This window comes from Mesorhizobium sp. M4B.F.Ca.ET.058.02.1.1 (assembly GCF_003952505.1).
In the GTDB taxonomy this organism is placed as follows: Bacteria; Pseudomonadota; Alphaproteobacteria; order Rhizobiales; family Rhizobiaceae; genus Mesorhizobium.
Genome location: NZ_CP034450.1, coordinates 3,400,363 through 3,425,592, shown reverse-complemented (window position 1 = coordinate 3,425,592; position 25,230 = coordinate 3,400,363). Strand labels below are relative to the sequence as shown.

At 65.9% G+C, this 25,230-nt stretch carries 21 protein-coding genes and 1 tRNA gene; 8 read left to right on the top strand and 14 right to left on the bottom strand.

What is annotated here, in order from left to right; translation table 11 throughout:
* Nucleotides 1-20: 20 nt before the first annotated feature.
* The 10 genes from EJ073_RS16790 to EJ073_RS16745 form a co-directional block, all read right to left on the bottom strand.
* Nucleotides 21-833, bottom strand: coding sequence for an enoyl-CoA hydratase family protein (locus EJ073_RS16790; protein WP_126056733.1), 813 nt, complete (start codon nt 831-833; stop codon nt 21-23).
* Nucleotides 830-1,300, bottom strand: coding sequence for a MarR family transcriptional regulator (locus EJ073_RS16785; RefSeq protein WP_126056732.1), 471 nt, complete (start codon nt 1,298-1,300; stop codon nt 830-832). Before EJ073_RS16785 ends, EJ073_RS16790 begins: the two co-directional genes overlap by 4 nt.
* Entirely contained in the window at nt 1,294-2,067 is a 774-nt protein-coding gene (locus EJ073_RS16780) for an SDR family NAD(P)-dependent oxidoreductase (protein WP_126056731.1), read from the bottom strand. Before EJ073_RS16780 ends, EJ073_RS16785 begins: the two co-directional genes overlap by 7 nt.
* Complete coding sequence (locus EJ073_RS16775) at nt 2,064-4,358, bottom strand: bifunctional salicylyl-CoA 5-hydroxylase/oxidoreductase (RefSeq protein WP_126056730.1); 2,295 nt, start codon at nt 4,356-4,358, stop codon at nt 2,064-2,066. The genes EJ073_RS16780 and EJ073_RS16775 overlap by 4 nt, the downstream gene beginning before the upstream one ends.
* Before the next feature lie 175 nt (nt 4,359-4,533).
* Nucleotides 4,534-5,364, bottom strand: a complete 831-nt coding sequence (locus tag EJ073_RS16770; RefSeq protein ID WP_126056729.1) for an ATP-binding cassette domain-containing protein — start codon at nt 5,362-5,364, stop codon at nt 4,534-4,536.
* A complete protein-coding gene (locus tag EJ073_RS16765; protein ID WP_126056728.1) occupies nt 5,357-6,247 on the bottom strand; it encodes an ABC transporter ATP-binding protein in 891 nt (296 codons plus the stop codon). The genes EJ073_RS16770 and EJ073_RS16765 overlap by 8 nt, the downstream gene beginning before the upstream one ends.
* Nucleotides 6,244-7,092, bottom strand: coding sequence for an ABC transporter permease (locus tag EJ073_RS16760; protein ID WP_126056727.1), 849 nt, complete (start codon nt 7,090-7,092; stop codon nt 6,244-6,246). Before EJ073_RS16760 ends, EJ073_RS16765 begins: the two co-directional genes overlap by 4 nt.
* Nucleotides 7,085-8,092 carry an ABC transporter permease gene (locus tag EJ073_RS16755; protein WP_126056726.1) on the bottom strand — a complete coding sequence of 336 codons (1,008 nt, stop codon included), beginning with the start codon at nt 8,090-8,092 and terminating at the stop codon, nt 7,085-7,087. Before EJ073_RS16755 ends, EJ073_RS16760 begins: the two co-directional genes overlap by 8 nt.
* A gap of 70 nt (nt 8,093-8,162) precedes the next feature.
* Nucleotides 8,163-9,689, bottom strand: coding sequence for an ABC transporter substrate-binding protein (locus EJ073_RS16750; RefSeq protein WP_126056725.1), 1,527 nt, complete (start codon nt 9,687-9,689; stop codon nt 8,163-8,165).
* A 112-nt stretch (nt 9,690-9,801) separates the two neighbouring features.
* Entirely contained in the window at nt 9,802-11,376 is a 1,575-nt protein-coding gene (locus EJ073_RS16745; RefSeq protein WP_126056724.1) for an NAD(P)/FAD-dependent oxidoreductase, read from the bottom strand.
* Nucleotides 11,377-11,495: 119 nt separating this feature from the next.
* On the opposite strand from EJ073_RS16745, the gene EJ073_RS16740 reads away from it, so the two are divergent.
* From EJ073_RS16740 to EJ073_RS16720, 5 genes are all read left to right on the top strand, one after another.
* Nucleotides 11,496-12,287 (top strand): cyclase family protein, encoded by a 792-nt coding sequence (locus EJ073_RS16740; RefSeq protein WP_126056723.1) that lies wholly within the window; start codon nt 11,496-11,498, stop codon nt 12,285-12,287.
* Between the two features lie 289 nt (nt 12,288-12,576).
* Nucleotides 12,577-14,148 carry an NAD(P)/FAD-dependent oxidoreductase gene (locus tag EJ073_RS16735; RefSeq protein WP_126056722.1) on the top strand — a complete coding sequence of 524 codons (1,572 nt, stop codon included), beginning with the start codon at nt 12,577-12,579 and terminating at the stop codon, nt 14,146-14,148.
* The gene (locus tag EJ073_RS16730) at nt 14,148-14,630 is read left to right on the top strand and encodes a MarR family transcriptional regulator (RefSeq protein WP_126056721.1); all 483 of its coding nucleotides are present in this window, start codon (nt 14,148-14,150) and stop codon (nt 14,628-14,630) included. The genes EJ073_RS16735 and EJ073_RS16730 overlap by 1 nt, the downstream gene beginning before the upstream one ends.
* 49 nt (nt 14,631-14,679) lie before the next feature.
* Nucleotides 14,680-16,833 carry an indolepyruvate ferredoxin oxidoreductase subunit alpha gene (locus EJ073_RS16725; RefSeq protein ID WP_126056720.1) on the top strand — a complete coding sequence of 718 codons (2,154 nt, stop codon included), beginning with the start codon at nt 14,680-14,682 and terminating at the stop codon, nt 16,831-16,833.
* A complete protein-coding gene (locus EJ073_RS16720) occupies nt 16,826-18,394 on the top strand; it encodes an indolepyruvate oxidoreductase subunit beta family protein (RefSeq protein WP_126056719.1) in 1,569 nt (522 codons plus the stop codon). The genes EJ073_RS16725 and EJ073_RS16720 overlap by 8 nt, the downstream gene beginning before the upstream one ends.
* Nucleotides 18,395-18,516: 122 nt before the next feature.
* Here the strand turns inward: EJ073_RS16720 and EJ073_RS16715 are convergent.
* A tRNA-Thr gene (locus EJ073_RS16715) sits at nt 18,517-18,592 on the bottom strand.
* 354 nt (nt 18,593-18,946) lie between these two features.
* Here EJ073_RS16715 and EJ073_RS16710 point away from each other — a divergent pair.
* A complete protein-coding gene (locus tag EJ073_RS16710) occupies nt 18,947-20,134 on the top strand; it encodes a hypothetical protein (protein ID WP_126056718.1) in 1,188 nt (395 codons plus the stop codon).
* 12 nt (nt 20,135-20,146) lie between these two features.
* On the opposite strand, the gene EJ073_RS16705 is transcribed toward EJ073_RS16710, so the two are convergent.
* Together EJ073_RS16705 and EJ073_RS16700 are read right to left on the bottom strand one after the other, a co-directional pair.
* Nucleotides 20,147-21,748 (bottom strand): cisplatin damage response ATP-dependent DNA ligase, encoded by a 1,602-nt coding sequence (locus tag EJ073_RS16705; RefSeq protein WP_126056717.1) that lies wholly within the window; start codon nt 21,746-21,748, stop codon nt 20,147-20,149.
* Between the two features lies 1 nt (nt 21,749).
* Nucleotides 21,750-22,760 (bottom strand): ligase-associated DNA damage response exonuclease, encoded by a 1,011-nt coding sequence (locus EJ073_RS16700; protein ID WP_126056716.1) that lies wholly within the window; start codon nt 22,758-22,760, stop codon nt 21,750-21,752.
* 106 nt (nt 22,761-22,866) lie between these two features.
* Here EJ073_RS16700 and EJ073_RS16695 point away from each other — a divergent pair, with 106 nt between their 5' ends.
* Both EJ073_RS16695 and EJ073_RS16690 read left to right on the top strand, forming a co-directional pair.
* Nucleotides 22,867-23,799 carry a methyltransferase domain-containing protein gene (locus EJ073_RS16695; protein WP_126056715.1) on the top strand — a complete coding sequence of 311 codons (933 nt, stop codon included), beginning with the start codon at nt 22,867-22,869 and terminating at the stop codon, nt 23,797-23,799.
* Nucleotides 23,800-23,896: 97 nt separating this feature from the next.
* The gene (locus EJ073_RS16690; protein ID WP_126056714.1) at nt 23,897-24,271 is read left to right on the top strand and encodes a hypothetical protein; all 375 of its coding nucleotides are present in this window, start codon (nt 23,897-23,899) and stop codon (nt 24,269-24,271) included.
* Between the two features lie 4 nt (nt 24,272-24,275).
* Here the strand turns inward: EJ073_RS16690 and EJ073_RS16685 are convergent, their stop codons facing one another.
* A complete protein-coding gene (locus EJ073_RS16685; protein WP_126059251.1) occupies nt 24,276-25,217 on the bottom strand; it encodes a glyoxylate/hydroxypyruvate reductase A in 942 nt (313 codons plus the stop codon).
* Between the last annotated feature and the right edge of the window lie 13 nt (nt 25,218-25,230).

Genomic DNA, 25,230 nt, shown 5'->3' with positions numbered 1-25,230 from the left:
TGTCCAACAATCCGCCCATCTCAATTCCCCTCGAACACAGGCTTTTCCTTTGCGACGAACGCCTTGTAGGCGCGCTCGAAATCAGCTGTCTGCATGCAGATCGCCTGTGCCTGCGCTTCCGCCTCGATCGCCTGGTCGAGTCCCATCGACCATTCCTGGTTGAGCTGCGTCTTGGTGATGCCATGCGCGAAGGTTGGGCCGGAGACGATCCGCGCCGCCATTTCGAGCGCATCGGGCTCGAGCGCGGCCGGCTCGACGAGGCGGTTGTAGAAACCCCAGCGCTCGCCTTCCGCGGCATTCATGGTGCGACCGGTGTAGAGCAGCTCCGCGGCGCGCCCCTGGCCGATGATGCGCGGCAGGATCGCGCAGGCGCCCATGTCGCAGCCGGCGAGGCCGACGCGGGTGAAGAGAAAGGCGGTCTTGGCCTCCGGGGTGGCGATGCGGATATCGGAGGCCATGGCGATGATGGCGCCGGCGCCGACCGCCACGCCGTCGACCGCCGAGATGATCGGCTTGCCGCAGTTGAGCATCGCCTTGACGAAGTCACCAGTCATGCGAGTGAAGGCGAGCAGCGCCTTCATGTCCATCTTGACCAGCGGACCGATGATGTCGTGGACATCGCCGCCCGAGCAGAAATTACCGCCATTGGGCAGGAACACCACGGCGTCGACATCGTCGGCGTAGACGAGGTCGCGAAACGTGTCGCGCAACTCGGCATAACTGTCGAAGGTCAGCGGGTTCTTGCGCTCGGGACGGTCGAGCCGGACCTTCGCGACCTTGCCTTCGACATCCCAGAGGAAGTGCTTCGGCTTGAGGTTGGCCATGGCGCTCATTCGCGTCCCTCCCAGTTGCTGCGGAACGAAGTCAGCATGCCGGTCAGCCGGCGCGCCTCTTCCTCGCTGACAGTGCCGAGCAACTCACCGACCCAGCTTTCATGCGCGGCGGCGATCTCGGCGAAGGCCCTCGACCCTTCCTCGGTCAGTCGCACCATCGAGGTGCGGCGGTCGCCATTGCGGCGCGCCCGAGCCACCAGCCCTTCCGACACCAGCCGGTCGACGATGCCTGTGACATTGCCGTTCGACACCAGCAGGAAGCGCGACAGGTCGCTCATCAGCATCCCCTCCGGCGACCGGTAAAGCGCCGCCATCACGTCGAAGCGCGGCAGCGTGGTGTTGAATTCCTTCTTCAGCCGCTCGCGCAGCTCCGCCTCAATCGTGCGCGAGGCGCGCAGCAGGCGGATCCACAGCCGCAGCCGCTCCTTGCCGGAGCCGGATCGGGTGGGCAACGGACCGGCTACCATGTCTCGCCTCCCGAGATCGAGATCGTCTGCCCGGTGATCGAGCGGGCGGCGTCGCCGCACAGCCACAGCACGGCTTCCGCCACTTCTTCCGGTTGGACGAAACGTCCTTGCGGGTTCGTCGCCGCCAGGCTTGCCCGCGCTTCGGCTGCCGACCGCCCGGTCTTGTCCACGATGCGCTGGATGGACTCTTCCAGCATCTCGGTATCGACGAAGCCCGGACAGACGGCATTGACGGTGACGCCGGACTTGGCGGTCTCGGTGGCCAGCGCCCGCATCAGCCCGACGACGCCGTGCTTGGCGGCAACGTACGCGCCGACATAGGCATAGCCCTTGAGGCCGGCCGTCGAGGCGACGAAGACGATGCTGCCCTGTTTGCGCGCCAGCATGCCGGTCAGCGCCGGCTTCACCGTCAGGAAGGCGCCGGTGAGGTTGACGTCGATCGTGCGCTGCCAGTCGGCCAGCGAAATCTTGTGCGCCGGCGTACTGCCGGCCATGCCGGCATTGGCGACCACGATGTCGAACGGTCCGCGCGCGGCCTCCGCTTTTTCGTAGAGGGAAACCATCGACGCCTCATCGGTGACATCGGCGGCGACGCCCGCGATGCGCGGGCTTTCCTTGCCCACTTCGGCAAGGGCTGCCTCACGTCGCCCGCAGATGGTGACGTTGACGCCGGCGCCGGCGAGCGCCAGCGCGATTGCCCGTCCGACGCCTGAACCGCCGCCGGTAACCAAGGCATGCCTGGCCGTGGTTTTTGCGGTGGAGGTCATACCTTCAACCCCGCCGCCGCTTCGCGCTGGGCCAGCCGGTAAAGCTGGTCGCGGCCGGGCAGATAGGGATCCGGCCATTTGACGCCGCGGTCGCCGAGCGCCACCGCTGCATGCAGCGTCCAGTAGGGATCGGTGAGATGCGGCCGGGCCAGCGCGACGAGATCGGCGCGGCCCGCCATCAGGATCGAGTTGACATGGTCCGGCTCATAGATGTTGCCGACGGCCATCGTCGCCATGCCGACCTCGTTGCGGATTCGGTCGGAGAACGGTGTCTGGAACATGCGGCCATAGACGGGTTTTGCCGCGATCGAGGTCTGCCCGGCCGACACGTCGCAGAGATCGACACCGGCCTCGTGCAGCAGTTTTGCGATTTCGACCGCGTCGGCAGGTGTGACGCCCTCGATACCGACCCAGTCATTGGCCGAGATGCGCATCGAGATCGGCTTTTCCGAGGGCCACACGGCACGCACCGCGCGGAAGATCTCCAGCGGATAGCGCATACGGTTTTCCAGCGAGCCGCCATACTCGTCGGTGCGCCGGTTGGTCAGTGGCGTAATGAATGAGGACAAGAGATAGCCATGCGCGGCATGGATTTCCAGCATGTCGAAGCCGCAGCGGGCTGCCATCTCGGCGGAGGCGACGAACTCACCGCACACCCTGTCCATGTCGGCGCGGTCCATCGCCTTCGGCACCTGGTTCTCGGGCGACCACGCCACGGCCGACGGCGCCATCACCGGCCAGTTGCCGGAGGGCAGCGGCACGTCGGTTCCCTGCCAGCCGACGCGGGTCGAGCCCTTGGCGCCGGAATGGCCGATCTGGGCGCAGATTTTTGCCTCGGTCTCGGTGTGGACGAAGCCGACCAGGCGCTTCCAGGCCACCTCGTGTTCCGGCGCGTAGAAGCCGGGGCAGCCGGGCGTAATGCGGCCTTCGGGACTGACGCAGGTCATCTCGATGTAGAGCAGCCCGGCGCCGCCCTTGGCGCGCTCCGCGTAGTGCGAAAAATGCCAGTCGGTTGGGCAGCCGTCGACGGCCTTGTACTGCGCCATCGGAGACACGACGATGCGGTTGTTGAGCGCCATGCCGCGTAGCTTGAATGGCGCAAACATCGGTGCCCGGCGCAGCCTGTTGCCGCCGGCGCCGGCCTGGTGCTGGAACCATTCCTCGGCGCCGCCCAGCCACTCGGCGTCGCGCAGCCTCAGGTTTTCGTGACTGATGCGCTGCGAGCGGGTCAGCAGCGAGTAGTTGAACTGCACCGGGTCGAGGCCGAGATAGCGCTCGACCTCCTCGAACCATTCGAGCGAGTTGCGTGCCGCCGACTGCAGTTTCAGCACCTCGGTGCGACGAGCATCCTCATATTTGCGGAACGCCGCTTCGAGGTCGGGCTCGGACTCGACATAGTCGGCCAGCGCGACGGCGCTCTCCAATGCCAGCTTGGTGCCGGAGCCGATCGAGAAATGCGCCGATGCGGCCGCGTCCCCCATCAGCGCCAGATTCTCAAACGACCAGCGCTCGCACAGCACGCGCGGGAAATTGATCCAGGCCGAACCGCGTATGTGGTTGGCGTTGGTCATCAGCGCATGGCCGCCGAGATGCTTTTCGAAGATGCGCTCGCAGACCGCGATCGATTCCTGTTGCGACATCGCGCCGAAGCCGAAGCGCCCCCATGTCTGTTCGCTGCATTCGACAATGAAGGTCGCGGTTTCGCTGTCGAACTGGTAGGCATGCGCCCACACCCAGCCGTGCTCCGTCTTCTCGAAGATGAAGGTGAAGGCATCGTCGAACTTCTGGTTGGTGCCGAGCCAGACGAACTTGCATTTGCGGGTGTCGATATCGGGCTTGAAGATTTCGGCGAAGGCCGCGCGAGACCTGGAGTTCAACCCGTCCGCGGCGACCACCAGTTCGTGCGTTTCCATGAACGGCCTCGGATCGGCTATCTCGGTTGCGAACTCCAGTTTGATGCCGAGCTCATGTGCGCGCCGCTGCAAAAGTATCAGGAGCCGCTTGCGGCCGATGCCGCAGAAGCCGTGGCCGGAGGAGACGGTGCGCACGCCGTCATGGATGACGGCGATATCGTCCCAATAGGCGAAATGCTTCTTGATCCAGACCGCGCTGACCGGATCGTTGCGGCTGAGGTTATCGAGCGTCTCGGCCGACAGCACCACGCCCCAGCCGAACGTGTCGTCGGCGCGGTTGCGCTCGAACACCGTCACCTCATGCGCGGCGTCGCGCAGCTTCATCGAGATGGCAAAGTAGAGCCCGGCCGGTCCGCCGCCGAGAACCGCAACCTTCATGCCTGCGATCTCCTCTTCGCTTCCGGGCCGCCATGTGCCACGGCGGTCCCACTAACAGTATCGCGCGGGAGCGAAATTATTTCAAGCTTGAAGTTTCATGATTGAATAATTCCTCGATTGGCGGTCGGAGTTGCTACGCACCGCCGAGATTCGGGGTGCCGATAGCTGAGTTCCCTCAGGCCGGCGCCCTCGCAGGCAGCCGCAGCCAGTCCGCGTCGATCTCGGGGAGCGGAATGGCGGCGAGCAGGTCGCGCGTGTAGGCCTCCTTCGGATTTTCGAACAGCGAGTCGGTGGCGCTGGCGTCGACGATCCTGCCTTCGCGCATGACGATGACCTGCTGGCAGAGCCGCCTTATCACCGACAAATCATGGCTGATGAAGGTCACAGTCAACCCCATTTCGGCCGCGAGCCTTTCGAGCAGGGTCAGGATCTGCGCCTGCGTCGACACGTCGAGGCCGGAGACGATCTCGTCGGCCAGCACGAATTTCGGCGACAGTGCCAGTGCTCGCGCAATGCCGACGCGCTGGCGCTGGCCGCCTGACAATTGATGCCGGTAGCGGCTGGCAAAGCTTTGCGGCAGGCCGACGCGCTGCAAGGCTTCCGCCACGCGCTCCTTCAACCTGTCGCCGAGGCCGTTCTGCCTCAGCGGCGCGGCGATGATGTTGAAGATCGTATGCCGTGGGTTGAGCGATGACATCGGGTCCTGGAAGATCATCTGCAGGTCGCGGCGCAGCGGCCGAAGCCCGGCTTCCGAGAGGTGGCTGATGTCACGGCCTTCGAAGCTGATCGAGCCGGCGCTGGGCTCCAGCAGCCGCACCAGCGCACGGCCGAGCGTCGACTTGCCCGAACCGGACTCGCCGACGATGCCGGTCACCGATCCCTTCGGCAGATCGAAATCGAGCCCTTTCAGGATCTCGGCCAGCGGCGCCCGACCGACCAGTGGCTTGCGCGTCATGTCGGGCAGCGCCACCTTCAGCCCGCGCACCGAAAACAGCGGCTCAGCCATGGCCCGGCCTCCAGGCTTTGTCGGCGTCCGCGATCTCGGCGGCAAGTCCCCCAAGCACGGTTTCGTCCACCGGCTTCAGTGATGCGAAGGGATCGGTGTAGCGCGGCGTCGCTGCCATCAACGCCCGCGTGTAAGCGTGCTGCGGCGATGCGAAGAGGTCAGCGGTCTCGGCTTCCTCGACCACCTTGCCGGCATAGAGCACCGAGACTTTCTGGCTGATTTTGGCGACGACGCCAAGATCGTGGGTGACGAACAGGATCGCCGTGCCGTGGTCGCGCTGCAGTTGCGCGATCAGCCGCAGGATCTGCTTCTGCACCGTCACGTCGAGCGCCGTCGTCGGCTCGTCGGCGACGATCAGCCTCGGCTCGGCGGCGAAGGCGGCGGCGATCAGCACGCGCTGGCGCATGCCGCCGGAGAGTTCGTGCGGATAGCTTCTCAGCACGCGCTCGGGGTCGCGGATATGCACCTCGTCGAGCAACTGGCGGATGCGTTGGTCGGCCCGCTCGCCGCTCCAGCCCAGGATGCGCACCAGCCGGTCGGTCGTCTGCGGGCCTATGCGGCGCGACGGGTTGAGTGCGGTGAGTGGATCCTGCGGGATCAGCGCCGTCCGGGCGCCGATCAAATTGCGGCGCGCCTTGAGCTGCAGGGCACCAAGGTCCTCTCCCTCCAGGCGCATCTCGCCTTCAATCACGCGCACGCTGGATGGCAGCACGCCGAGCACCGCCTTGCCGATCATCGTCTTGCCGGCGCCGCTCTCGCCGACCAGCGCGCGCACTTCGCCCGGCTGGACGGACAGCGACACCGAGCGCAGCACGCGCTGGCCGTTGGGCAGCACGGCGCTGAGCGAGCGGATTTCGAGGCAGGGTTTCACGGCCGCGCTCATCGCAGCACCGGATCGAAACGCGCCTTCAGCGCCTCGCCGAACTGGCTGAAGGACAGCACGGTCAGGATCAGCGTGACCAGCGGGAACACCAGCACCCACCAGGCCTGGTGGATCGACAGCCGGCCCTCGGCGATGATGCCGCCCCAAGTCGGATCGTCGGTCGAGATCGACAAATTGACGAAGGACAGGATCGCCTCGACGATGACGGCGATGCCCATCTCCAGCGACAGCAGCGCGACGATCGACGGCAGCACATTGGGCAGCACCTCGCGCAGCATGATGCCAATGCGGCCATAGCCGGCGATGCGCGCGCTTTCGACGTAGTCCATGCGCGCCTGGCTCATAGCTTCGGCACGGATCACCCGGCAGAAGCGCGTCCAGTCGATGACCGCGATGGCGATGATGACGGAGCTGAGGCCGGTGCCCAGCACCGCCACCAGAAGGATGGCGAACAGCACGGGCGGGAAGGCCATCCAGATGTCGACGACGCGCGAGATGATGCGGTCGGCCCAGCCGCCGAAATAGCCGGCGATCAGCCCCAGTGCCGAGCCGACCAGGCAGGCGGCCGAAGCGGCGGCGAAGGCGACGATGAAGGCGATGCGGCCGCCGAAGATCAATCGTGAGAGCAGATCGCGGCCAAGGCTGTCGGTGCCCAGCCAATAGCCGGGTTCGGCGCCATCCAGCCAGAAGGGCGGCAGCCGCTCCAGCATCAGGTCCTGCGCCAGCGGGTCCTGCGGCGCAATCAGCGGCGCGAAGATGGCCGCCAGCAACGCCAGTAAAAGCCAGCCGCCGGCCAGCCAAAGCTTCGGGCTCAAACCGCTTCGGGAGATGCGTGCCTCATCCATGGCACAGCCTCGGATTAAGCAGCGCGTACATCATGTCGACGGCGAGGTTGATCAGCACGAAGAGCAGCGCAAAGACCAGCACGATGCCCTGGATCAGCGGCAGGTCGCGGTTGATGACGGCGTCGATCGCCATGTTGCCGAGGCCCTCGTAGGAGAACAGCCGCTCGACGATGACCGTGCCGCCGATGAGGAAGGTGAACTGCACGCCGACCAGCGTCAGCGTCGGCAGCGCAGCGTTTTTCAGCGCTTCGCGCAGGATGACCTGCGTCTCCGAAAAGCCCTTCACGCGCGCCAGCACGACGTAGTCGAGGTCGAGCACTTCCTTCAGCGACTGTTTCAGCAATTGCGCGATGATAGCCGCCAGCGGCAGCGCCAGCGCCACGGCCGGCATCAGCATGTGCTTGAGCAGGTCCCAGGTGAGATCGAAGCGGAGTCGAAGCAAGCTCTCGACGAGATAGAACTGGGTGACGAAGGGCAGGTCGAGTTGAGGCGACACGCGGCCGGAAATGTCGAACACCGGGACAAGCACGCCGAACAGCAGGATCAGCACCAGGCCCCAGAGGAAATCGGGGATGGAGAGCGCCGTGCCGCTGGCGATGTCGATGCCGGCCTCGACCGCCGTGCCGCGCTCGCGCGCGCCGAGAACAGCCGCTGTGCCGCCGATCGCCACCGCCATCAACAGCGCCACGGTCGCGAGTTCCAGCGTCGCCGGCAGCCTGTCGAAGACCAGTCCCAGCACGTCCTGCCGCAGCGATATCGAGGTGCCGAAATCGCCGCGCAGGACGCCGCCGAGCCAGATGAAGAACTGCTGCACGATGGTCTTGTCGAGCCCGTAGAGCGCCCGCAGCCGCGCGATGTCCTCGTCGCTGGCGCCGGGCGGCAGCATCATCGCGATCGGGTCGCCGGGCGCGAGCCGGATGACGACGAAGACGACGACGGCGACGCCGAACAGCGTGACCAGCATCGTCAGCAGGCGAACGAGGAATCTTTGCAGTAGCATCGGCCTGTATGCCCGGATGAAAAAATGCGCGCCGTCTTCGCGACGGCGCGCGGCAATCCAAGGCCGATGATCAGGCCGGGGTCATCAGCGCCGGCAGCAAGGCACCCGACACATGCTGCACCACATTGACGCCCTTGGCGTGCACGATCGGCTGCGCATACTGCATCAGCGGCAGTACATAGGCCTGTTCGGCGACGTATTTGTCGACCGCCTTCCAGCCGGCGATGCGCTTTGCCTCGTCCTTCTCGCCCCATAGCGGGTTGATCATGTCGATCAGGTCCTGACTGTCCCACACCGAATGCGGGCTCGGGCCGTACATGGCAAAGCCGGTCGACGTCGTCGGATCACCGATGGCGTTGCCCCAATTGTAGAAGGCCGCCGGCGCGAGCTTGTCGGCGGCGCGCAGCTCATAGTGCTTGGCGATTTCATAGACCTCGATTGTCGCCTCGATGCCGACCTTGCGCCACATGCCGACGATGGCCTGGATCATCTCATAGTCCTTGGGCTTGAAGCCCTTGGTCGTCTGGATCGTGAACTTGACCGGCTTTTCCGGCGAATAGCCGGAAGCGGCGAGCAGTTGCTTGGCCTTTTCCGGATTGTGCTCGACCTTGATCGAGGCATCGAAGGCCGCGTATTCCGGCGTCTCCAGCGTGGCGATCGGCTGGCCGTAGCCGCGCAGCAGCCGCTTGACCAGAAGCTCCTTGTCCACCGCCATGACGGCTGCCTGGCGGACATTTTTGTCCAGCATCGCCTCGATGTCGTTGAAGAAGATCATGCCGATGTCGGAGACGTTCTTGATTGAGCCGGCGAGCCCGTCTTTGGCGATCAGCCGGTCATACTCCTCATAGGGGATTTCAAGCGTCACCTGCGAGGAGCCGGATTCGATCTCGGCGACGCGGCTCGCCGCGTCGGTGACGAACTTGATCGTCACGTTCTCGAAGGCCGGCTTGCTGCCCCAGTAGTTCGGATTGGCCTTCAGCCGCAGGAAGGCGTTGCGCTCGAACTTGTCGACCATGTAGGGGCCGGTGCCGATCGGCGACTTCTCGAAGCCCTCGGCGCCGACCTTCTCGTAATAGGCCTTCGGCATGATGTAGCCGGTCAGGAATGACATCCATTTGAAATAGACCGGGTCGAACTGCACCACATCGCCGGTGATCTTGTTGCCGTCGATCTTGAAATTGTTGACGTTCTTCCAGACGAACTGGATCGGGTTGCCGGTCTTCTCGTCGCCGGCCCGCTGCAGCGACCAGACCACGTCCTCAGGCGTGAACGGCGAGCCGTCATGCCACTTCACGCCCTCGCGCACTGTCATCGTCACCTTGGTGCGGTCCTCGTTCCAGCCCCATTCGGTGAGCAGGCCGGGCGTGAAGGAAAGGTCGGGCTTTTGCGGGATGAACTGGTCGAACACCGACTGATAGAGACCCTGGATGGTCGGGTTGACGGCGGAAGGCCCGGTCGTCGGGTCCCAGGACGGCAAATTGACGTTATAGGCGATGGTCAGTTCTCCCGCCGCCTTGGCTGCCTTTGGCAGGCCGAGCGCGGTCGCGCCGATCGCCGCCGCGCCGTATCCGAGCAAGTCACGTCTGCTGATGGTCATGGTCGTTCCCCTTTGGTTGTGTTTCTTCGCGCGGCATTCTCATTCAGATCGTTGGGTTCAGGCTCCTTGGGCAACCGCGCCTTGCCCCTGCATCCCGGAAAGATCGTCGCTCCTACCTCCCGCCTAGCTGTTCAGCGAGCATGAAGCCCGAGGCGGCGCCGGTGCCGGCGCCGGGCCATGTCGCGGCGCCGGTGAGGTAGAAGTTTGAGACCGGCGTGTTCCAGCCGGCGTAGCCACGGGCCGGGCGGAAAAGAAAATTCTGCGCCAGATGATGGCTGCCGCAGATCTGGTCGCCGCCGACGAGGTTCGGGTTCTCGCGCTCGAGATCGAGCGGCGAGAAGACGGCGCGGCCGAGGATTTTTTGGCGCAGGCCCGGCGCGTAACTCTCGATGATCTCGAGCACGCGCTCGGCATAGGCGTCCTTAATCGCGTCCCACGGACCAGGCTCGATCCTGCCGGCCGCGTCGCCGAGGACTTCGGCCGGCAGCATGCGCACCTGCACCCACAGCACATGCTTGCCTGCGGGCGCGCGGGAGGGATCGACGGCCGTCGGCTGGCCGATGACCAGCACTGGCTCGTCCGGCAAAATGCCCGCTGTCGCCTGCTGGTAGGTGCGCGACATGGCGTCGAGCGAGGGCGAAAGATGCACATAGGCGAACTGACGCAGCTCGGCCCCGGCGCTCCAGTCGGGCAGGTCGTCCAGCGCCAGGTGGATCATCATCGTGCCTGGCGCGTAACGGAATTTCTTCATCGCCGCGTCGAAGCCGGCATCGCCCGAACCGTCGGGCAGAAGCTTGCCCGGCAGCGCCTTCGGCGCGACGCCAGCGATGACCGCCTTGCTGGCGACATGGAAATCCCCGGACGCGAGCCGCACGCCGGTCGCCCGGCCGCCGGCGACCGTGATCTCGGCAACCTCGGCGCCGGTTGCGATCTTGCCGCCAGCCGCCGTCACCATGCCGGCAAGCGCGCGGATCATGGTGTCGGCGCCGCCCTTGCCTAGCACCATGCCGAAACTCTGGTTGGCCATCGATTCCAGATAGGGGAACACGGCGCCGCCGGCGATGTCCGGCGCGAAGTCGAGATGCATGCCCCAGGCGGCGAGCGTCGCGCGCACATGCGGCGTCTCGAAGTTTTCTTCCAGCCACGCGCGGGGCGAGGAGAGCAGCAGTCGGCCGGTGTCGAGCGCGCCGGCAACGCCCTTCTTGCGCCAGAGCTTCCAGGCCGTGCCGGCCAGCGCACGGGTGCTCATCGGCGAGCCCAGCAGCCGGAACAGATGCTCGGCTTCGCCCGGAAAGGCGGCGACAAGACGCCGCCAAGTATCGGCGTCCGCTGCGGAGAAGGCGGCCAGCCGCGCGGCGGTCTTCTCCAGGTCGTTGCTGACGCCGAACCATTTGCCGTCCGGGAAGGCGCTGGCGAAACAGTCCGCCACCGGCGCGAATTCCAGCCCCTGGTTTTTCAATTCATTTGCATATTTCCGGTGGAAGGCTGAGCCGGCGAACAGGCTCAGATTCATCGCGCCGAAATCGTGGCGGAAGCCGGGTAAGGTGAATTCGCGGGTTTGCACCGCGCCGCCGATTGCTGCACTGCGTTCAAAAACGGCTGTTTTCCAGCCTTTGCGCGCCAGATGCGCGGCGCATGCCAGACTGTTGTGGCCCGCCCCGACAAAGATGGCGTCGAACTCGCTCACGCCTCGCCCCAAAATGCTTTATGCTTAAAGATAATTGCAGATGCATATGTTTTCGTCTAGTAGGATATTAAGGGCCGCAACGAGCCTCGATCTTCATCGACAAAGAGGGAACTGAGACCATGGACACGCAAAAACTCCTCGGCGAGGTCGCCGGCCAGCTGCTTTCGGGCGCCATCCGCGTGGTCGACCTGTCGGCGCCGCTCGGGCCGAACACGCCGCTGATCAAGCTGCCGCCGGAGCTCGCCGTCGACACGCCGAAGGTCGAGATCCACGCCATCTCCAAATATGACAAGAACGGGCCGTGGTGGGCCTGGAACTGGCTGAAGCTCGGCGAGCATTCGGGCACGCATTTCGATGCGCCGCAGCACTGGATCACCGGCAAGGACTATCCGGACGGCGCCACCGACACCATTCCGGCGCAGAATTTCGTCGGCCCGGTCAATGTCATCGACTGCTCGAAGGAATCGGCCGCCGACCACGATTTCCTGCTCACCGTCGACCACATCAAGGCCTGGGAAGCCAAGCATGGCGCCATCAATGCCGGCGAGTGGGTGGTGATGCGCACCGACTGGTACAAGCGCAACGGCTCGGAAGCCGCTTTCCTCAACGCCAACGAAACCGGCCCGCATACGCCCGGCCCGACGGCGGAAGCCATCCAGTTCCTGATCAGCAAGGACATCAAGGGCTGGGGCTCGGAGACCATCGGCACCGATGCCGGCAAGGCCGGCGGCATGGAGCCGCCGTTCCCGGCGCACACGCTGATGCACAAGGCCAACCGCTATGGTCTGGCCAGCCTCTGCAACCTCGACCAGCTGCCGCCGAAAGGCGCGATCCTGATCGCCGCGCCGCTCAAGATCGAGCACGGCACCGGCAGCCCGATCCGCGCCTTGGCGCTGGTGCCGGGCAAATAGGGCGAGGTGGCGGTCTTCGGGAGAAGATCATGCTCGCAGGCAATGTCGTGATGATGAAGTCGAGGCAGCCGTCCTGGAGCGTCAGCGCTCTACGGCGCCCCCCTCTGTCCTGCCGGACGGCAGTTTCGGCGCCCCGCTCAACCCTGCACCGTGGACAATTGGCGAAAGCCGTGATGGCGGCCAATCTCCCCCCTTGTGGGGGAGATGCCCGGCAGGGCAGAGGGGGGCGCGAAGGAACGCGGCTTTGCGCGATTGACCTTCAACTGCCAGCACCCGGGAGCACCCCTCAATGAACGCCCCCGATCACATCATCGTCGGCAGCGGCATCAACGCTCTCGTCTGCGCGGCGATGCTGGGCGGCAAGGGGGCGAAGGTGCTCGTGCTCGAGCGCAACGACCGCATCGGCGGTTGCATGCGCACCGAGGAGATCACCGCGCCCGGCTTCGTCCATGACGTGATGGCGACGACCTTCGTGCTGTTCATCACCTCGCCGGCCTTTGCCGCACTCGGCAAGGACCTGGCGCGGCACGGGCTGGAATTCTGCCACACCGCGACCCCCACCGGGGTGCTGAGGCCCGACGGCAGCCACGCCGTGCTCACCACCGACCGCATCGCCAACATCGCGGCGCTCAACAAGATTGCCGCGGGCGACGGCGACCGCCACGGCAACGACGTCGGCGGCATCGAGCGAGATGCCGGCCTGCTCTTCGGCCTGCTTGGCGGCGCGCTCTGGTCCTATCCGACGACCAAGCTGCTCACTGGCGAGGCCTGGCGACGCGGGCCGCGCAACCTTGCCGCCTTCCTCGGCGAGGCGCTGGCGCCGGCGCGCGGCTGGCTGGAGGGCGGCTATCGATCCGAAACCACGCGCGCGCTGTGGGCGCCCTGGGTGCTGCATGCCGGCCTCGGTCCGGAGGACGCCTTCTCCGGCCAGATCGCCAAGGTCATTGCGTTTGCGCTGGAGGCTGCGGGCGCGCCGATCGTAAAGGGTGGCGCGAAAAACCTGCTCGCCGCCTTCGAAGCGCTGATCAAGGAGCGCGGCGGTGTGATTTCCACCGACGCGGACGTCGCCTCCATCATCCTGGATGGCGGCCGCGCCACCGGCGTGCGTCTGGCGTCGGGCGAAACAGTGCATGCGAAGAAGAGCGTCATCTGTTCGGTCACGCCGACCCAGCTCTATGGTCGCCTGCTCGGCAGGGATGCGCCGGAGGCGGCCGTCGAAGCGACGCAAAACTATCGCTATGGCAAGGGCAACTTCCAGATCCACTATGCGCTGGACAGGGTCCCCGCCTGGCGCGGCAAGGGGCTGGACAAGGTCGCGCTGCTGCATCTGACGCCCGGGCTCGACGGCGTCTCCAAGGCCTGCAACGAAGCGGTGCGCGGCTTGCTGCCGCAAGTGCCGACCATTTGCGTCGGCCAGCCGCATGCGCTCGATCCGTCGCGCTGTCCGGAGGGCAAGGCGATCCTGTGGCTGCAGCTTCCGGAGGCGCCGCGCTACATCAAGGGTGACGCCGCCGGCAAGCTCGAAGCTCCCGTCGGCGGCCGCTGGACCGAGGCGCTGCGCGAGGCCTTTGCCGACCGCGTCGAGGCCATCCTGGCCAGTCACATCGATGGTTTTGGCGACACAGTGATCGCGCGCCGCGCCTATTCGCCGGCCGATCTCGAAGCGGTGAACATCAACCTGGTAGGCGGCGATCCCTATGGCGGCTCGTCCACCATCGACCAGGCCTTCCTGTGGCGGCCGTTCAAGGCAAGCCGCAACCATGAGACCAGCATCAAGGGCCTCTACCATATCGGCGCCTCCACCCATCCCGGCGCCGGCCTTGGCGGCGGTTCCGGCTTCCTGCTGGCGGGGAGGCTGTGATGGAGGAGAAGGTCCAGCAGAAGCGCCAGCGCATCTCGACCCTGGGCGAGATCGGCCTGCAGCAATTCGCGCCCTATCTCATGAACCGCATCATGGGCCGCTACAACGCCACGCTGCGCGAGGATTTCCGCAAGCAGGGCCTGACCATTCCGCAGGTGCGAACGCTTGCCGTGCTCTCTGTCACCGATGGCGTCACCGTCAACGACCTGTCGGTCTACACCGTCATCGAGCAGTCGACCTTGAGCCGCACGCTTGACGCGCTGGAGGGGCAGGGTCTCGTGCGCCGCGAGCAGGGTGTCACCGACAGCCGTTTCCGCCACGTGTTCCTGACCGACGACGGGCGGGCCCTGTTCACCCGCGCGTGGCCGGCCATGCACGATGCCTTCGAGGCCATGTTCGACGGCGTCGACGATGCCGAATACGCCGCGCTGATCGCGATCCTGCAGAAGATGCTCAAGAACATCCGCAAGCACGACATTTGAGTTTGACGTACGCGCCGCCGGATGCCGGCGGCAACTGAAGGAGGCCACAATGGCCGAACGGTCTTTTGCCAAGGAAGTCGAAAAGCTCCGCCTCGGCGCCGGCCAGGAGTTTGCCGGCGAGGGCATTCTCGCCATCACCAAGGCGCTGCTGCAATGCGGCGTCGGCTATGTCGGCGGCTACCAGGGTGCGCCGATCAGCCACTTGATGGACGTGCTCGCCGACGCTCAGGACATTCTCGGAGAGCTCGGCGTGCATTTCGAGGCAAGCGCCTCGGAAGCCACCGCCACCGCCATGCTCGCGGCCTCGGTGCACTACCCGATCCGTGGGGCCGCCACCTTCAAGTCGACGGTCGGCACCAATGTCGCCTCCGATGCGCTGGCCAACCTGGCGTCGGGCGGCGTCACCGGCGGGGCGCTGATCATCGTCGGCGAAGATTACGGCGAGGGTTCCTCGATCATGCAGGAGCGCAGCCACGCCTTCGCCATGAAGAGCCAGGTCTGGCTGCTCGATCCGCGGCCGAACCTGCCCTCGATCGTCAAGGCGGTCGAGGACGGCTTCGAGCTGTCGGAGGCCTCCAACACGCCTGTCATGCTGCAGGTGCGCATCCGCTGCTGCCACGTCCACGGCCACTTCATCGCCAAGGACAACAAGCGCCCGCCAATGTCGGTGGCCGATGCGCTGGAAGCGCCGCGCCGCGATACCGGTCGCATCGTGCTGCCGCCCGCTTCCTTCCTGCACGAGAAGGAAAAGGTCGCCAAGCGCTGGCCGGCGGCGGTTGACTTCATCAGGAGCCGCAAGATCAACGAGATCTTCGGCTCCGATCACGGCTCGGTCGGCATCGTCATGCAGGGCGGCATGTACAATTCGGTCATCCGCGCGCTGCAGCGGCTCGGCCTCGCCGACACCTATGGCGACACCGACGTGTCGCTCTATGTGCTGAACGCCGTCTATCCGCTGGTCGACGACGAATTCCTCGCCTTCTGCGAAGGCAAGCAGGCGGTTCTGGTCGTGGAGGAGGGCCAGCCCAACTACATCGAGCAGGCCCTCGCGGCTATGCTGCACAAGGCCGGCCGCGGCACCAGGCTGGTCGGCAAGGAGCATTTGCCGATGGCCGGCGAATACACCGGCCAGGTCATACTCGACGGCATCGGCTCCTTCCTGCGGGCCAACGCTCCGCACCTGCTGCCGGGCGAGGTGAGGGCGCCGAATAGGCTCGGCGAAGGCATCGACACCGCCGATCTCGTCAATGTCGTTCCCGGCCGCCCGCCAGGCTTCTGCATCGGCTGTCCCGAGCGGCCGATCTTTGCCGCGACCAAGCTGGTCGAGCAGGAGCTCGGCAACCACCACATCGCCTCCGATATCGGCTGCCACCTGTTCTCGATCATGCCGCCCTTCGAGCTCGGCGCCACCACCATGGGCTATGGGCTGGGTCCGGCCTCGGCCTCCGCGTTCAATTCGCCCGACGCCAAGCGCCGCTCGATCTCTTTCGTCGGTGACGGCGGCTTCTGGCACAACGGCCTGACCTCCTCGATCGGCAACGCGGTCTTCAACAAGAACGACGGCGTCATCGTCATCGTTGACAACTTTTACTCGGCCGCTACCGGCGGCCAGGACATCTTGTCCTCCCGTGCGAGCAACAGGACGAAATCGACCAAGCATCCGATCACCGAGGCGGTGAAAGGCATGGGCGTCAAGTGGCTGCGCCACATCGATCGCACCTACGATGTCGGCAAGATGCAGGCGACGCTCCGTGAGGCGCTGACCACCGAGGAGACGGGTCCGAAGGTCATCGTCGCGTCGTCCGAATGCATGCTGAACCGCCAGCGCCGCGAGAAGCCGCTGGTCGACAAGGCGATCAAGGGCGGCGAGCGGGTCGTGAAGCCGAAGTTCGGCGTCGACGAAGACATCTGCACCGGCGACCACGCCTGCATGCGGCTCTCCGGCTGTCCGTCGCTGTCGGTGAAGTCGCTCGACGAACCGCTGCGCGACGATCCGGTGGCATCGATCGACCAGAACTGCGTCGGCTGCGGTAATTGCGGCGAGGTGGCGGACGCCGCCGTGCTCTGCCCGTCCTTCTACCGTGCCGATGTGATCCACAACCCCGGCCGCTGGGACCGCTTCCTGGAAAGCGCGCGTCGCGCCATGATCGGCCTTTTGCAGCGCCGCCGCGAAAGCCGTCGGCTGGTGTTCGCCGATGCTTGACGAGAACACAGCCTCGCGCCCGAGGACGGACGCCGCCGGTGACGAGCGGGTGATAAAACTCGCCGTGCTTGCCGTTGGCGGCCAGGGCGGCGGCGTGCTCGCCGACTGGATCACCGACGTCGCCGAGCGCAGCGGCTATATCGCCCAGTCAACCTCAGTGGCGGGCGTCGCCCAGCGTACCGGCGCGACGATCTATTACATCGAGATGGCCCGCGACACCGGCCGGCTGCCGGTCTTCGCGCTGTCGCCGTCGCAGGGCGATGTCGACATACTGATCGCCGCCGAGCTGATGGAGGCCGGTCGCGCCATCATCCGCGGCTTCGTCACGCCCGAGCGCACGACGCTGATCGCTTCCTCGCACCGCATCGCCGCCGTGTCGGAAAAGATCGAGCCCGGCGACGGCCGCGCCTCGTCCGAGAAGGTGCACGCGACGGCGCAAGCCGCGGCCAGGCGATTCATCGCCTTCGACATGGAAAAGATCGCCGCCGAGAATGGCACCATGATCTCGGCCAGCCTGCTCGGCGCGCTGGCCGGTTCCGATGCGCTGCCCTTTGCGCGGGACAACTATGAGCAGGCGATCGGCGCCGGCGGCCGCGGCGTCAAAGCCAGCCTCGCCGCCTTCGCCGCCGCTTACGATCGCACGCGCGGCATCGCGGCTGCACCGGCAGGCGAGCAGGCGGCGAAACATGCCGTCACCGAAGCCAAGTCAACGGCGAAGGTCCGTGGACCGGAAATCTTGCTGAAAGGCTGGCAGGAGCTGGCCGCCCGCGTTGGTGCCTTGCCAAAGCCGGCGCGCGACATGGCCGAACGCGGCCTGAAAAAAGTCGTCGACTACCAGGACATCGCCTATGGCGGCGAGTATCTCGACCGGCTGGACAAGGCCGTCGCGCTGGATGGCCCGGAACACGCCTACGCGCTGTCGATCGCCGCGGCGAAACATCTCGCCAATGCCATGTGCTACGACGACATGATCCGCGTTGCCGATCTCAAGACCCGTTCGACCCGCGACAGGCGCGTGCGCAAGGAGGTCGGCGTCAAGGATGGAACGGTCCTGCAGCTGACGGAATATTTCCATCCGCGCATCGAGGAGTTCTGCGGCACGCTGCCGGCGGGTCTCGGCAGCTACATCGAGGACAGACCGAAGCTTGCCAACTTCCTCGACCGCCGCATCAATCGCGGCCGCCGCATCCGCACCGACAGCTTGACCGGCTTCGCAATGCTGTGGTTCATCGGCGGCCTGCGCCGCTGGCGCCGCCGCCTGCTGCGCCACAAGGTCGAGATGGAGCATCTGGAGCGCTGGTACGAACTGGCGCTCGTCCACGCCCGCGAAGATTACGTGCTTGGCACGGAAATCCTGAACTGCCGCAGGCTGATCAAGGGATACAGCGACACCCACGCCCGCGCCCAGTCAAAGTTCGACCGCGTGCTTTCGGCGCTCACCATGCTCAAGGGCCGCGATGATGCGGCCGACTGGATCCGCCGGCTGCGAGAAGCGGCGCTGAAGGACGAGAAAGGCGACATGCTCGATGGCGCGCTGAAGACGGTGGCGACGCTGGGATAAGGGATGCAGCGTCGCAAGCTATCCCGGAAGAAAACCTGGTTTGCGGCGCGATCCAGGGCCGCGACAATGATCGAGATGCCTCGAGCGTTTTTGGCGCAGGGAATGGGAACCCGGGGGGAAACTGGTGCCGCTTGCGTGACTCGAACACGCGACCCCATCATTACGAATGATGTGCTCTACCAACTGAGCTAAAGCGGCCCGGGAAGCGCTAGGCCTCCAAGATGGGCTGGGTGATAGACTCAACCCGCCGCGAATTCAAGATGGCTTGCGGCGAATTCAAATAACCAACCGCGAATTCGAGCCGGAACCCGGCAATTCGTGTTGGGCTGATCCGGGCTGGAAGGATCTGTCCAGACGATGCGCCGCATGCCGAAACGCCGTATTGGGCGGTCGGTGTGGGACGGCCTCGGCGAAATATGTTGATTTCCTTGTAAAAAACCGCCGAAATCGGGTTTGTCCGGGCGCGCCGCGCAGAATGCGGCCGCCGGCCCGTTGATTGATTGGCCGCCTGCCGCTAACGATCATGGCAGGAAACGTGCAGAGGGATTTGGCTTGGACGCGATCGAAAAAGCGATCCGCAACGCCTTCGAGAAGGGCAATGCCGAGGACCGCGTCTTTCGCGAGCGGGTCTATCGTTCGGCCTTTGCCGCGCTCGACCGCGTTCTGCAGGCCAATCCCAACGTGACCGTGGAATTGGCCATCAAGCGCCGCAAGGCGGTGCAGGCCAAGATCGCCGAGATCGAATCGGAGTTCCTGCCGGCGGTTCCCGATGTCGCCGCGTTGGACGAGAGCGCCACGCCGGCGGCGGCGGCCTCTGAAATCGCCGTGCCAGCCGAGACCGCCGCGCCGGCGCCCACGGTGGAACCGCCGACGCAAGCCACACCTGCCCAGCCATCGCCTGCGATCGTGGTCGACGGGCCGATGCAGCCTTCGGCCGCCGATGCGCCGCGCTCGCGTGTGCTGCCTGTCGTCCCCGACATCATGCCGGGCGACCTTCCCGACGCCCCGACCCTCGATACGCCTGCATCCGCCGCGGCGGAAGACGGCGAGGCGGAGGTCGCGCCAGATCGCGACGAGCGTCGGATCAGGGGGCGGCGCCTGCCGTTGACGGCGATCTTCCTCGGCGTGACGCTGCTGGCGGCCGCCGGGATCGGTATCTACTTCGCCAAGGAGACCGGCGTCTTCAAGACCGCGGCCGAGCTCGACACCGGCCCGCCCCAGGCGCCGCCGACGGTCGAGGACGACGAGGCGGCCGAGCCGCCCGCCGGGTCGCCGGAAAAGCAGGGCGACGCCGCGCAGCAGCGCGAGTGGATCAATGTCTTCTCACCTGCTGACCCGACCCATGTCGCGGCACCGGCCGATGCCAAGGCCGAGGTGATGCAGGACGACACCGGCTCATTTCTGCGCATCCGCTCCGGCGCGTCAGGCTCGGCCATCGCCTTTGACGTCGGCCAGGGCGTGCTGGAAAAGCTGGTCGGGAAGCATGCCATGTTCGACATCGTCGCGCGCTCGGAAGAGGGCAAGGAGACGCAGATCTCGGTCGACTGCAATTTCGGCGAGCTCGGTGATTGCGGCCGCAAGCGTTATGCGGTCGGGCACGAGCGCAACGAGTATCTGTTCGACGTCCAGTTCCCGGACAAGCATCCGGGCGCGGCCGGCACCATCGCCGTCAACTCCGACTTCGACAAGCAGGGCAAGTCGGTCGACATCTATGAGATCCGCGTCTCAATCGTGCAGTAATGTCGATTGCAGCTAGCGGTCGAGCAGCGCCTGCAGCGTCTCGATGCGGTCGGCCTCGGCCGCGGGCTTGTCCCAGCGCAGCCGCGAAATGCGCGGAAAGCGCATGGCGACGCCCGATTTGTGCCGGGTCGAGCGGTTGAGCCCCTCGAACGCCACCTCCAGTACCAGGCCGTTGTCGCGGTCGGCTCGCACCGAGCGCACCGGGCCGAAGCGCTCGACCGTGTTGTCGCGGACATATTTGTCGATTTGCTTCAGCTCCTCGTCGGTGAAGCCGAAATAGGCCTTGCCGACGGGCACCAGTTCCTCGGACCCTTCCGTGCCTGACCAGACGCCGAACGTGTAATCGGAGTAGAAACTGGAGCGCTTGCCATGGCCGCGCTGTGCATACATCAGCACCGCATCGACCGTGTGCGGATCGCGCTTCCACTTGAACCACGGACCCTTCGGCCGCCCGGCTAGATAGGGCGAATCCCAACGCTTCAGCATCACCCCTTCGATGATCGGATGCGGCGGCGCCTGCCGCAGTTGTTCGAGCGCCTGCCATTCGGGGAATTCGACCAGCGGCGAAAGGTCGAAACGGCTGGGGTCGAGGGTGCCGATGAAGGCCTCGAGGCGAGCCCGTCTTTCGCGGAAGGGCAGCGTGCGCAAATCCTCGCCGCCGATCTGCAGCGCGTCGTAGCAGCGCATGAACGCTGGATATTGCTGCTGGATCTTCTGCGACACGCTCTTGCGGTTCAGCCGCTGCTGCAGGTCCGAAAACGTGCCGGTCGCCTGGCGGGGGTCGCCGACCAGCAGTTCGCCGTCGAGCGCCGCTTCGAAAGCCATTGCCGTGGCAAGATCCGGGAAGGCACCGGAGACGTCGTCGCCGGTGCGCGAATAGAGCCGGCGGATGCCACCCTCGCACACCGCCTGGACGCGGATGCCGTCCCATTTCCATTCGGCCGCATAGTCGGCCGGATCGAGCTTTTCGAGATCGCCGTCGCCGACAGGGTTGGCCAGCATCACCGGACTGAACAGGGCAAGCGCGGTCCGCTCCGGCTTGCCGGCCTTGCCTTCAAGCCAGGCGAACAGCGTGGTGTATGGCGGCGTCAGGCCGTGCCACAGCTCCTCGATTTCGGTGACGTCGACCTTGCCGAGATCGGCCAGCGCCTGTTTTGCCAGCCGCGCCGACACGCCGATGCGCAGGCCGCCGGTCACCAGCTTGATGATGGCAAAGCGCGCCGAAATGCTGGCGCTGTCGAGCAGCCTCGCCAGCACCTGCGGCCCGTCGGAGCGGCTCGCCGCCTGCAGTCTGCCGACCACCTCGGCCAGCGTCGGCGCATGGTTCGAGATATTTCCGGGCGCTTGCGGCCAGACCAGCGACACCGTCTCGGCGAGGTCACCGACATAGTCGTAGGAATAGCCGAACAGCACAGGGTCCATGCGCTCGACGACCAGCGCCCGCAGCATCGCCGGCTTGACCGCCGCGATCGACAGGTCCCCGGTTATCGCGGCGAGCGCCAGCCCGCGGTCGGGGTCTTCGACGCTGCGGAAATAGTCGGTCAGCAGCGTCAGCTTGCCGTTGCGCGACGGCGTCAGCACGAGGCGATCGAGGAGTTCGGCGAAGCGGTTCAACTCAATCGCCCTCGTCCTCATAGCCGACAAGATGCAGCGGCCGCGCCGCGATGCCTTCCAGCTCGCACCAGCGCACCAGCGCCTCCTCGCGGCCATGCGTCACCCAGATTTCCGCCGCGCCCGTCTCCTTGATCGTGGTGGTCAGCTCGTCCCAGTCGGCATGGTCGGAGATGATCAGCGGCAGTTCGACGCCGCCCTGCTTGGCGCGCTGGCGGATGCGCATCCAGCCCGAGGCGAAGCAGGAGATCGGATCGGGGAAGCGCCGCGCCCAGCGGTCGGCGAAGGCCGCCGGCGGGCCGACGACGATGGCGCCCGCGAAATCATCCTTGCCGGCGCTGTCGACCGTTGCTGGGTCGAGCTGGCCGAGGTCGATGCCCTGGCGCTGGTAATATTCGCTGAGCTTCGCCAGCGCGCCATGAATATAGATCGGCCTGTCGTAGCCGCAGTCGCGCAAGAGCCGCATGACGCGCTGTGCCTTGCCGAGCGCATAGGCGCCGATCAGGTGCGAGCGCTCCGGAAACTGCGCCGCCGATTTCAGCAGCCGGGCGATTTCCTCGGTGTCTGGCGGATGGCGGAACACTGGCAGGCCGAACGTCGCCTCGGTGATGAAGATGTCGCAAGGGATCGGCTCGAACGTCTGGCAGGTGTCGTCCTTCTGGCGCTTGTAGTCGCCGGAAGCGACGATGCGCATGCCGCGATGCTCGACCGCGATCTGCGCCGAGCCCAGCACATGGCCCGCCGGATGAAAGCTGACCGACACGCCGTTGAGGTCGATCGTCTCGCCGAGGACGGCAGCCTGCGTGGTCCCGGCAAAATCCTCGCCATAGCGCAACGCCATGATGTCGAGCGTCTGCCGGGTCGCGAGCACCGAGCCGTGGCCGGAGCGCGCATGGTCGGAGTGGCCGTGCGTGATCAGCGCGCGTTCCACCGGCCGCACCGGGTCGATGAAGAAATCGCCGGGCGGGCAGTAGAGGCCCTCGGGGCGGGGCTTGAGCAGGTCGCTGGCGCGCATGGCTTCAAGATAGTGGCTAAATCCGGCGCGGGAAGCCTGTTGCCAGAGACTGCTGACTCATCCTACAGCCAGCCGCCGGTCCGATCACCGGTGGGATCCTTGCACCATGAAACCGTTCCAGGCCTCGTCCGGCGACCTGACCGCCGACCGCCGCGCCGACTTCGCCGAGATGCTCGGCGCCTCCGGCGATCCCACTGCTGCGGCGGAGCTGCTGCTCGGCGCGCTGGAGCTGGCGCCCCAATGGTCGGCCGGCTGGTTCCGCCTCGGCGAGATGCAGGAAGCCGCCGGCCAGCCCGATCAGGCCGCGCAGGCCTGGGCGATGGCGTTGCGGCTGGAGCCGGCGGACCGGCTGGGCGCCGCGCTGAAGCTGCAACTCGCCGGCAAGGCGCCGACGGCCGCGGCTCCGCCCAGCGCTTTCGTCGAGACGCTGTTCGACCACTATGCCGAGAGCTTCGAGGAGATGCTCGTCAACAAGCTCGGCTACCGGATGCCCGAATTACTCGACCAGGCCATTCGATCGGTCCGGCCACGGCGCTTATCGCTGGCACTCGATCTCGGCTGCGGGACCGGCCTGATGGGCGAAAGGCTGCGGCCGATCGTCGACCGGCTCGAGGGCTACGACATCTCCGCCGCCATGCTGCGGAAGGCGCGGGCCAAAGGCGTCTACGATCGACTCGTCAAGGCCGACCTGCAGGATCTTGTCTACGCCGGTCCCAAAGCCGACCTCGTGGTCGCGGCCGACGTCTTCATCTATGTCGGCGCGCTTGAGGGCATTGTGAGGACAGTCGCCGGCATGCTTGCCGAGGATGGGTTGTTTGCGTTCTCTGTCGAGACGCTGACCGACACGGAACCGGCCGGCGGCGATAGCTTCGCGCTGCGGCCGTCACGCCGCTACGCGCATTCCGAGGCCTATGTGCGGATCGTCCTGGCCGCTAACGGACTTTCCGTCCGGTGGCTTCAACGCACGGTCATCCGGCACGACCGCCGCGAGCCAATAGATGGCCTGGCCGTGGTGGCGGGCAAATCACCAACGCTGTGATCCCCCTCTGTCCCCGCCGAGCTCCGTTTGCTGCGAAAAAGCCCGAATCGCGTGTCGGGGTTGCGCTGGGCGGATACCGAAAAGAGAGGAAGATACCATGCGCTGGAAGATCATGGTTTTGGCCTCGTGCCTGGCAACGGCCGGCTGCGTCGGCGGCACCTCAATGTCGGAACGCCAGGACGAGGACGTGCAGTCCTCGCTGCAATACGACAACGTGCCTTGCGATCAGCTGATTGCCCAGCGCAACGCCCTGGCCGAGCAAAGCCAACTGCCGACAACGGCTAAGACGACCTTCTCCAATCCGGCCATGGGCTTCGGCCCGTTCACACCGGATATGCGTTCGAAGGCCAGGCGCGATGCCGACAAGGCGGCAGGCCAGATCGACGCCATGAACCGATCGATCGAACGCCGGGACTGCGGCAAGCCGGCGAAGAAGAACAAGTTCGAGCTGCCCGGGTCGAAACCTTCCTGAGGATTTAGTAGCCGGCCTCGCGGTCGACGACATTGTCGAGCTTCTGGCCGCGCTCGTACGCCGCCATCTGCCGCAGCATGATCGGCACCAGATGCACGGGATCCGAGGTCGCCGCCGCGTGCGGCGTCACGAACACTTTCGGATGCGCCCATAGCGGGCTGGTCTTCGGCAGCGGCTCGACCTCGAACACGTCGAGGCTCGCCTCCTTCAGCGTGCCGTCGTCCAGCGCGCGCAGGATGTCGGCGTCCTTCTGCAGGCGTCCGCGTCCGGCATTGATCAGCACCGAGCCGCCGAGGCCGTTGCGCCTGCGCAGCTCCTTCAGGAGACTGTAGCTGACGATGCCTTGCGTCTGGGCCGTCAGCGGCAACAGCACCACCAATATGTCGGTGGCGTTGAGGAAGGGGATCAGCCCGGCCTCGCCCGCATAGGTGGAAACACCTTTCATCGGCCGCTCGGAGCGCGACCAGCCATTGACCGCGAAGCCGAGCGACAGCAACACCGATGCCGCGGCGCGGCCGAGATTGCCGAGCCCCATGATGCCGACCGAGATGTCGCCGGCCGGGCGCTGCGGCGGCTCGTGCCAGGTCTTCTTCTTCTGCTGCGCCTGATAGAGCATGCCCTGGCGGTGATGGTCGAGCACGCGCCAAATCACGTACTCGGTCATGTATTGGGTGAGGTTGTCGGCGACTACCTTGACGATCGGCACGTCGGGCAGGCCGGGATCGGCGAAGATGTGGTCGACGCCGGCGCCGATCGAGAAGATGGCGCGCAGATTGGGCAGGGACGAAAGTAGATTGGCCTTCTGCTTCCACACCACCGCATAGGTGATCGAAGGATCGCTGGCGCCGTCCGGCTCCAGCACCACCTCGCGCTCGGCCGAGAGCAGCTCGCGCCAACGCTGCGGATGAAAGCCGGTGACGGCAAGCAGGACGCGGCCCTTTTCCATGTGCGGATTTTTC

Coding starts and splice junctions, on each gene's coding strand:
- EJ073_RS16790 (WP_126056733.1), bottom strand. CDS start 833: ATGAGCGCCATGGCCAACCTCAAGCCGAAGCACTTCCTCTGGGATGTC.
- EJ073_RS16785 (WP_126056732.1), bottom strand. CDS start 1,300: ATGGTAGCCGGTCCGTTGCCCACCCGATCCGGCTCCGGCAAGGAGCGG.
- EJ073_RS16780 (WP_126056731.1), bottom strand. CDS start 2,067: ATGACCTCCACCGCAAAAACCACGGCCAGGCATGCCTTGGTTACCGGC.
- EJ073_RS16775 (WP_126056730.1), bottom strand. CDS start 4,358: ATGAAGGTTGCGGTTCTCGGCGGCGGACCGGCCGGGCTCTACTTTGCC.
- EJ073_RS16770 (WP_126056729.1), bottom strand. CDS start 5,364: ATGGCTGAGCCGCTGTTTTCGGTGCGCGGGCTGAAGGTGGCGCTGCCC.
- EJ073_RS16765 (WP_126056728.1), bottom strand. CDS start 6,247: ATGAGCGCGGCCGTGAAACCCTGCCTCGAAATCCGCTCGCTCAGCGCC.
- EJ073_RS16760 (WP_126056727.1), bottom strand. CDS start 7,092: ATGGATGAGGCACGCATCTCCCGAAGCGGTTTGAGCCCGAAGCTTTGG.
- EJ073_RS16755 (WP_126056726.1), bottom strand. CDS start 8,092: ATGCTACTGCAAAGATTCCTCGTTCGCCTGCTGACGATGCTGGTCACG.
- EJ073_RS16750 (WP_126056725.1), bottom strand. CDS start 9,689: ATGACCATCAGCAGACGTGACTTGCTCGGATACGGCGCGGCGGCGATC.
- EJ073_RS16740 (WP_126056723.1), top strand. CDS start 11,496: ATGGACACGCAAAAACTCCTCGGCGAGGTCGCCGGCCAGCTGCTTTCG.
- EJ073_RS16735 (WP_126056722.1), top strand. CDS start 12,577: ATGAACGCCCCCGATCACATCATCGTCGGCAGCGGCATCAACGCTCTC.
- EJ073_RS16730 (WP_126056721.1), top strand. CDS start 14,148: ATGGAGGAGAAGGTCCAGCAGAAGCGCCAGCGCATCTCGACCCTGGGC.
- EJ073_RS16725 (WP_126056720.1), top strand. CDS start 14,680: ATGGCCGAACGGTCTTTTGCCAAGGAAGTCGAAAAGCTCCGCCTCGGC.
- EJ073_RS16720 (WP_126056719.1), top strand. CDS start 16,826: ATGCTTGACGAGAACACAGCCTCGCGCCCGAGGACGGACGCCGCCGGT.
- EJ073_RS16700 (WP_126056716.1), bottom strand. CDS start 22,760: ATGCGCGCCAGCGACCTGCTCAAGCCCCGCCCCGAGGGCCTCTACTGC.
- EJ073_RS16695 (WP_126056715.1), top strand. CDS start 22,867: ATGAAACCGTTCCAGGCCTCGTCCGGCGACCTGACCGCCGACCGCCGC.
- EJ073_RS16690 (WP_126056714.1), top strand. CDS start 23,897: ATGCGCTGGAAGATCATGGTTTTGGCCTCGTGCCTGGCAACGGCCGGC.
- EJ073_RS16685 (WP_126059251.1), bottom strand. CDS start 25,217: ATGGAAAAGGGCCGCGTCCTGCTTGCCGTCACCGGCTTTCATCCGCAG.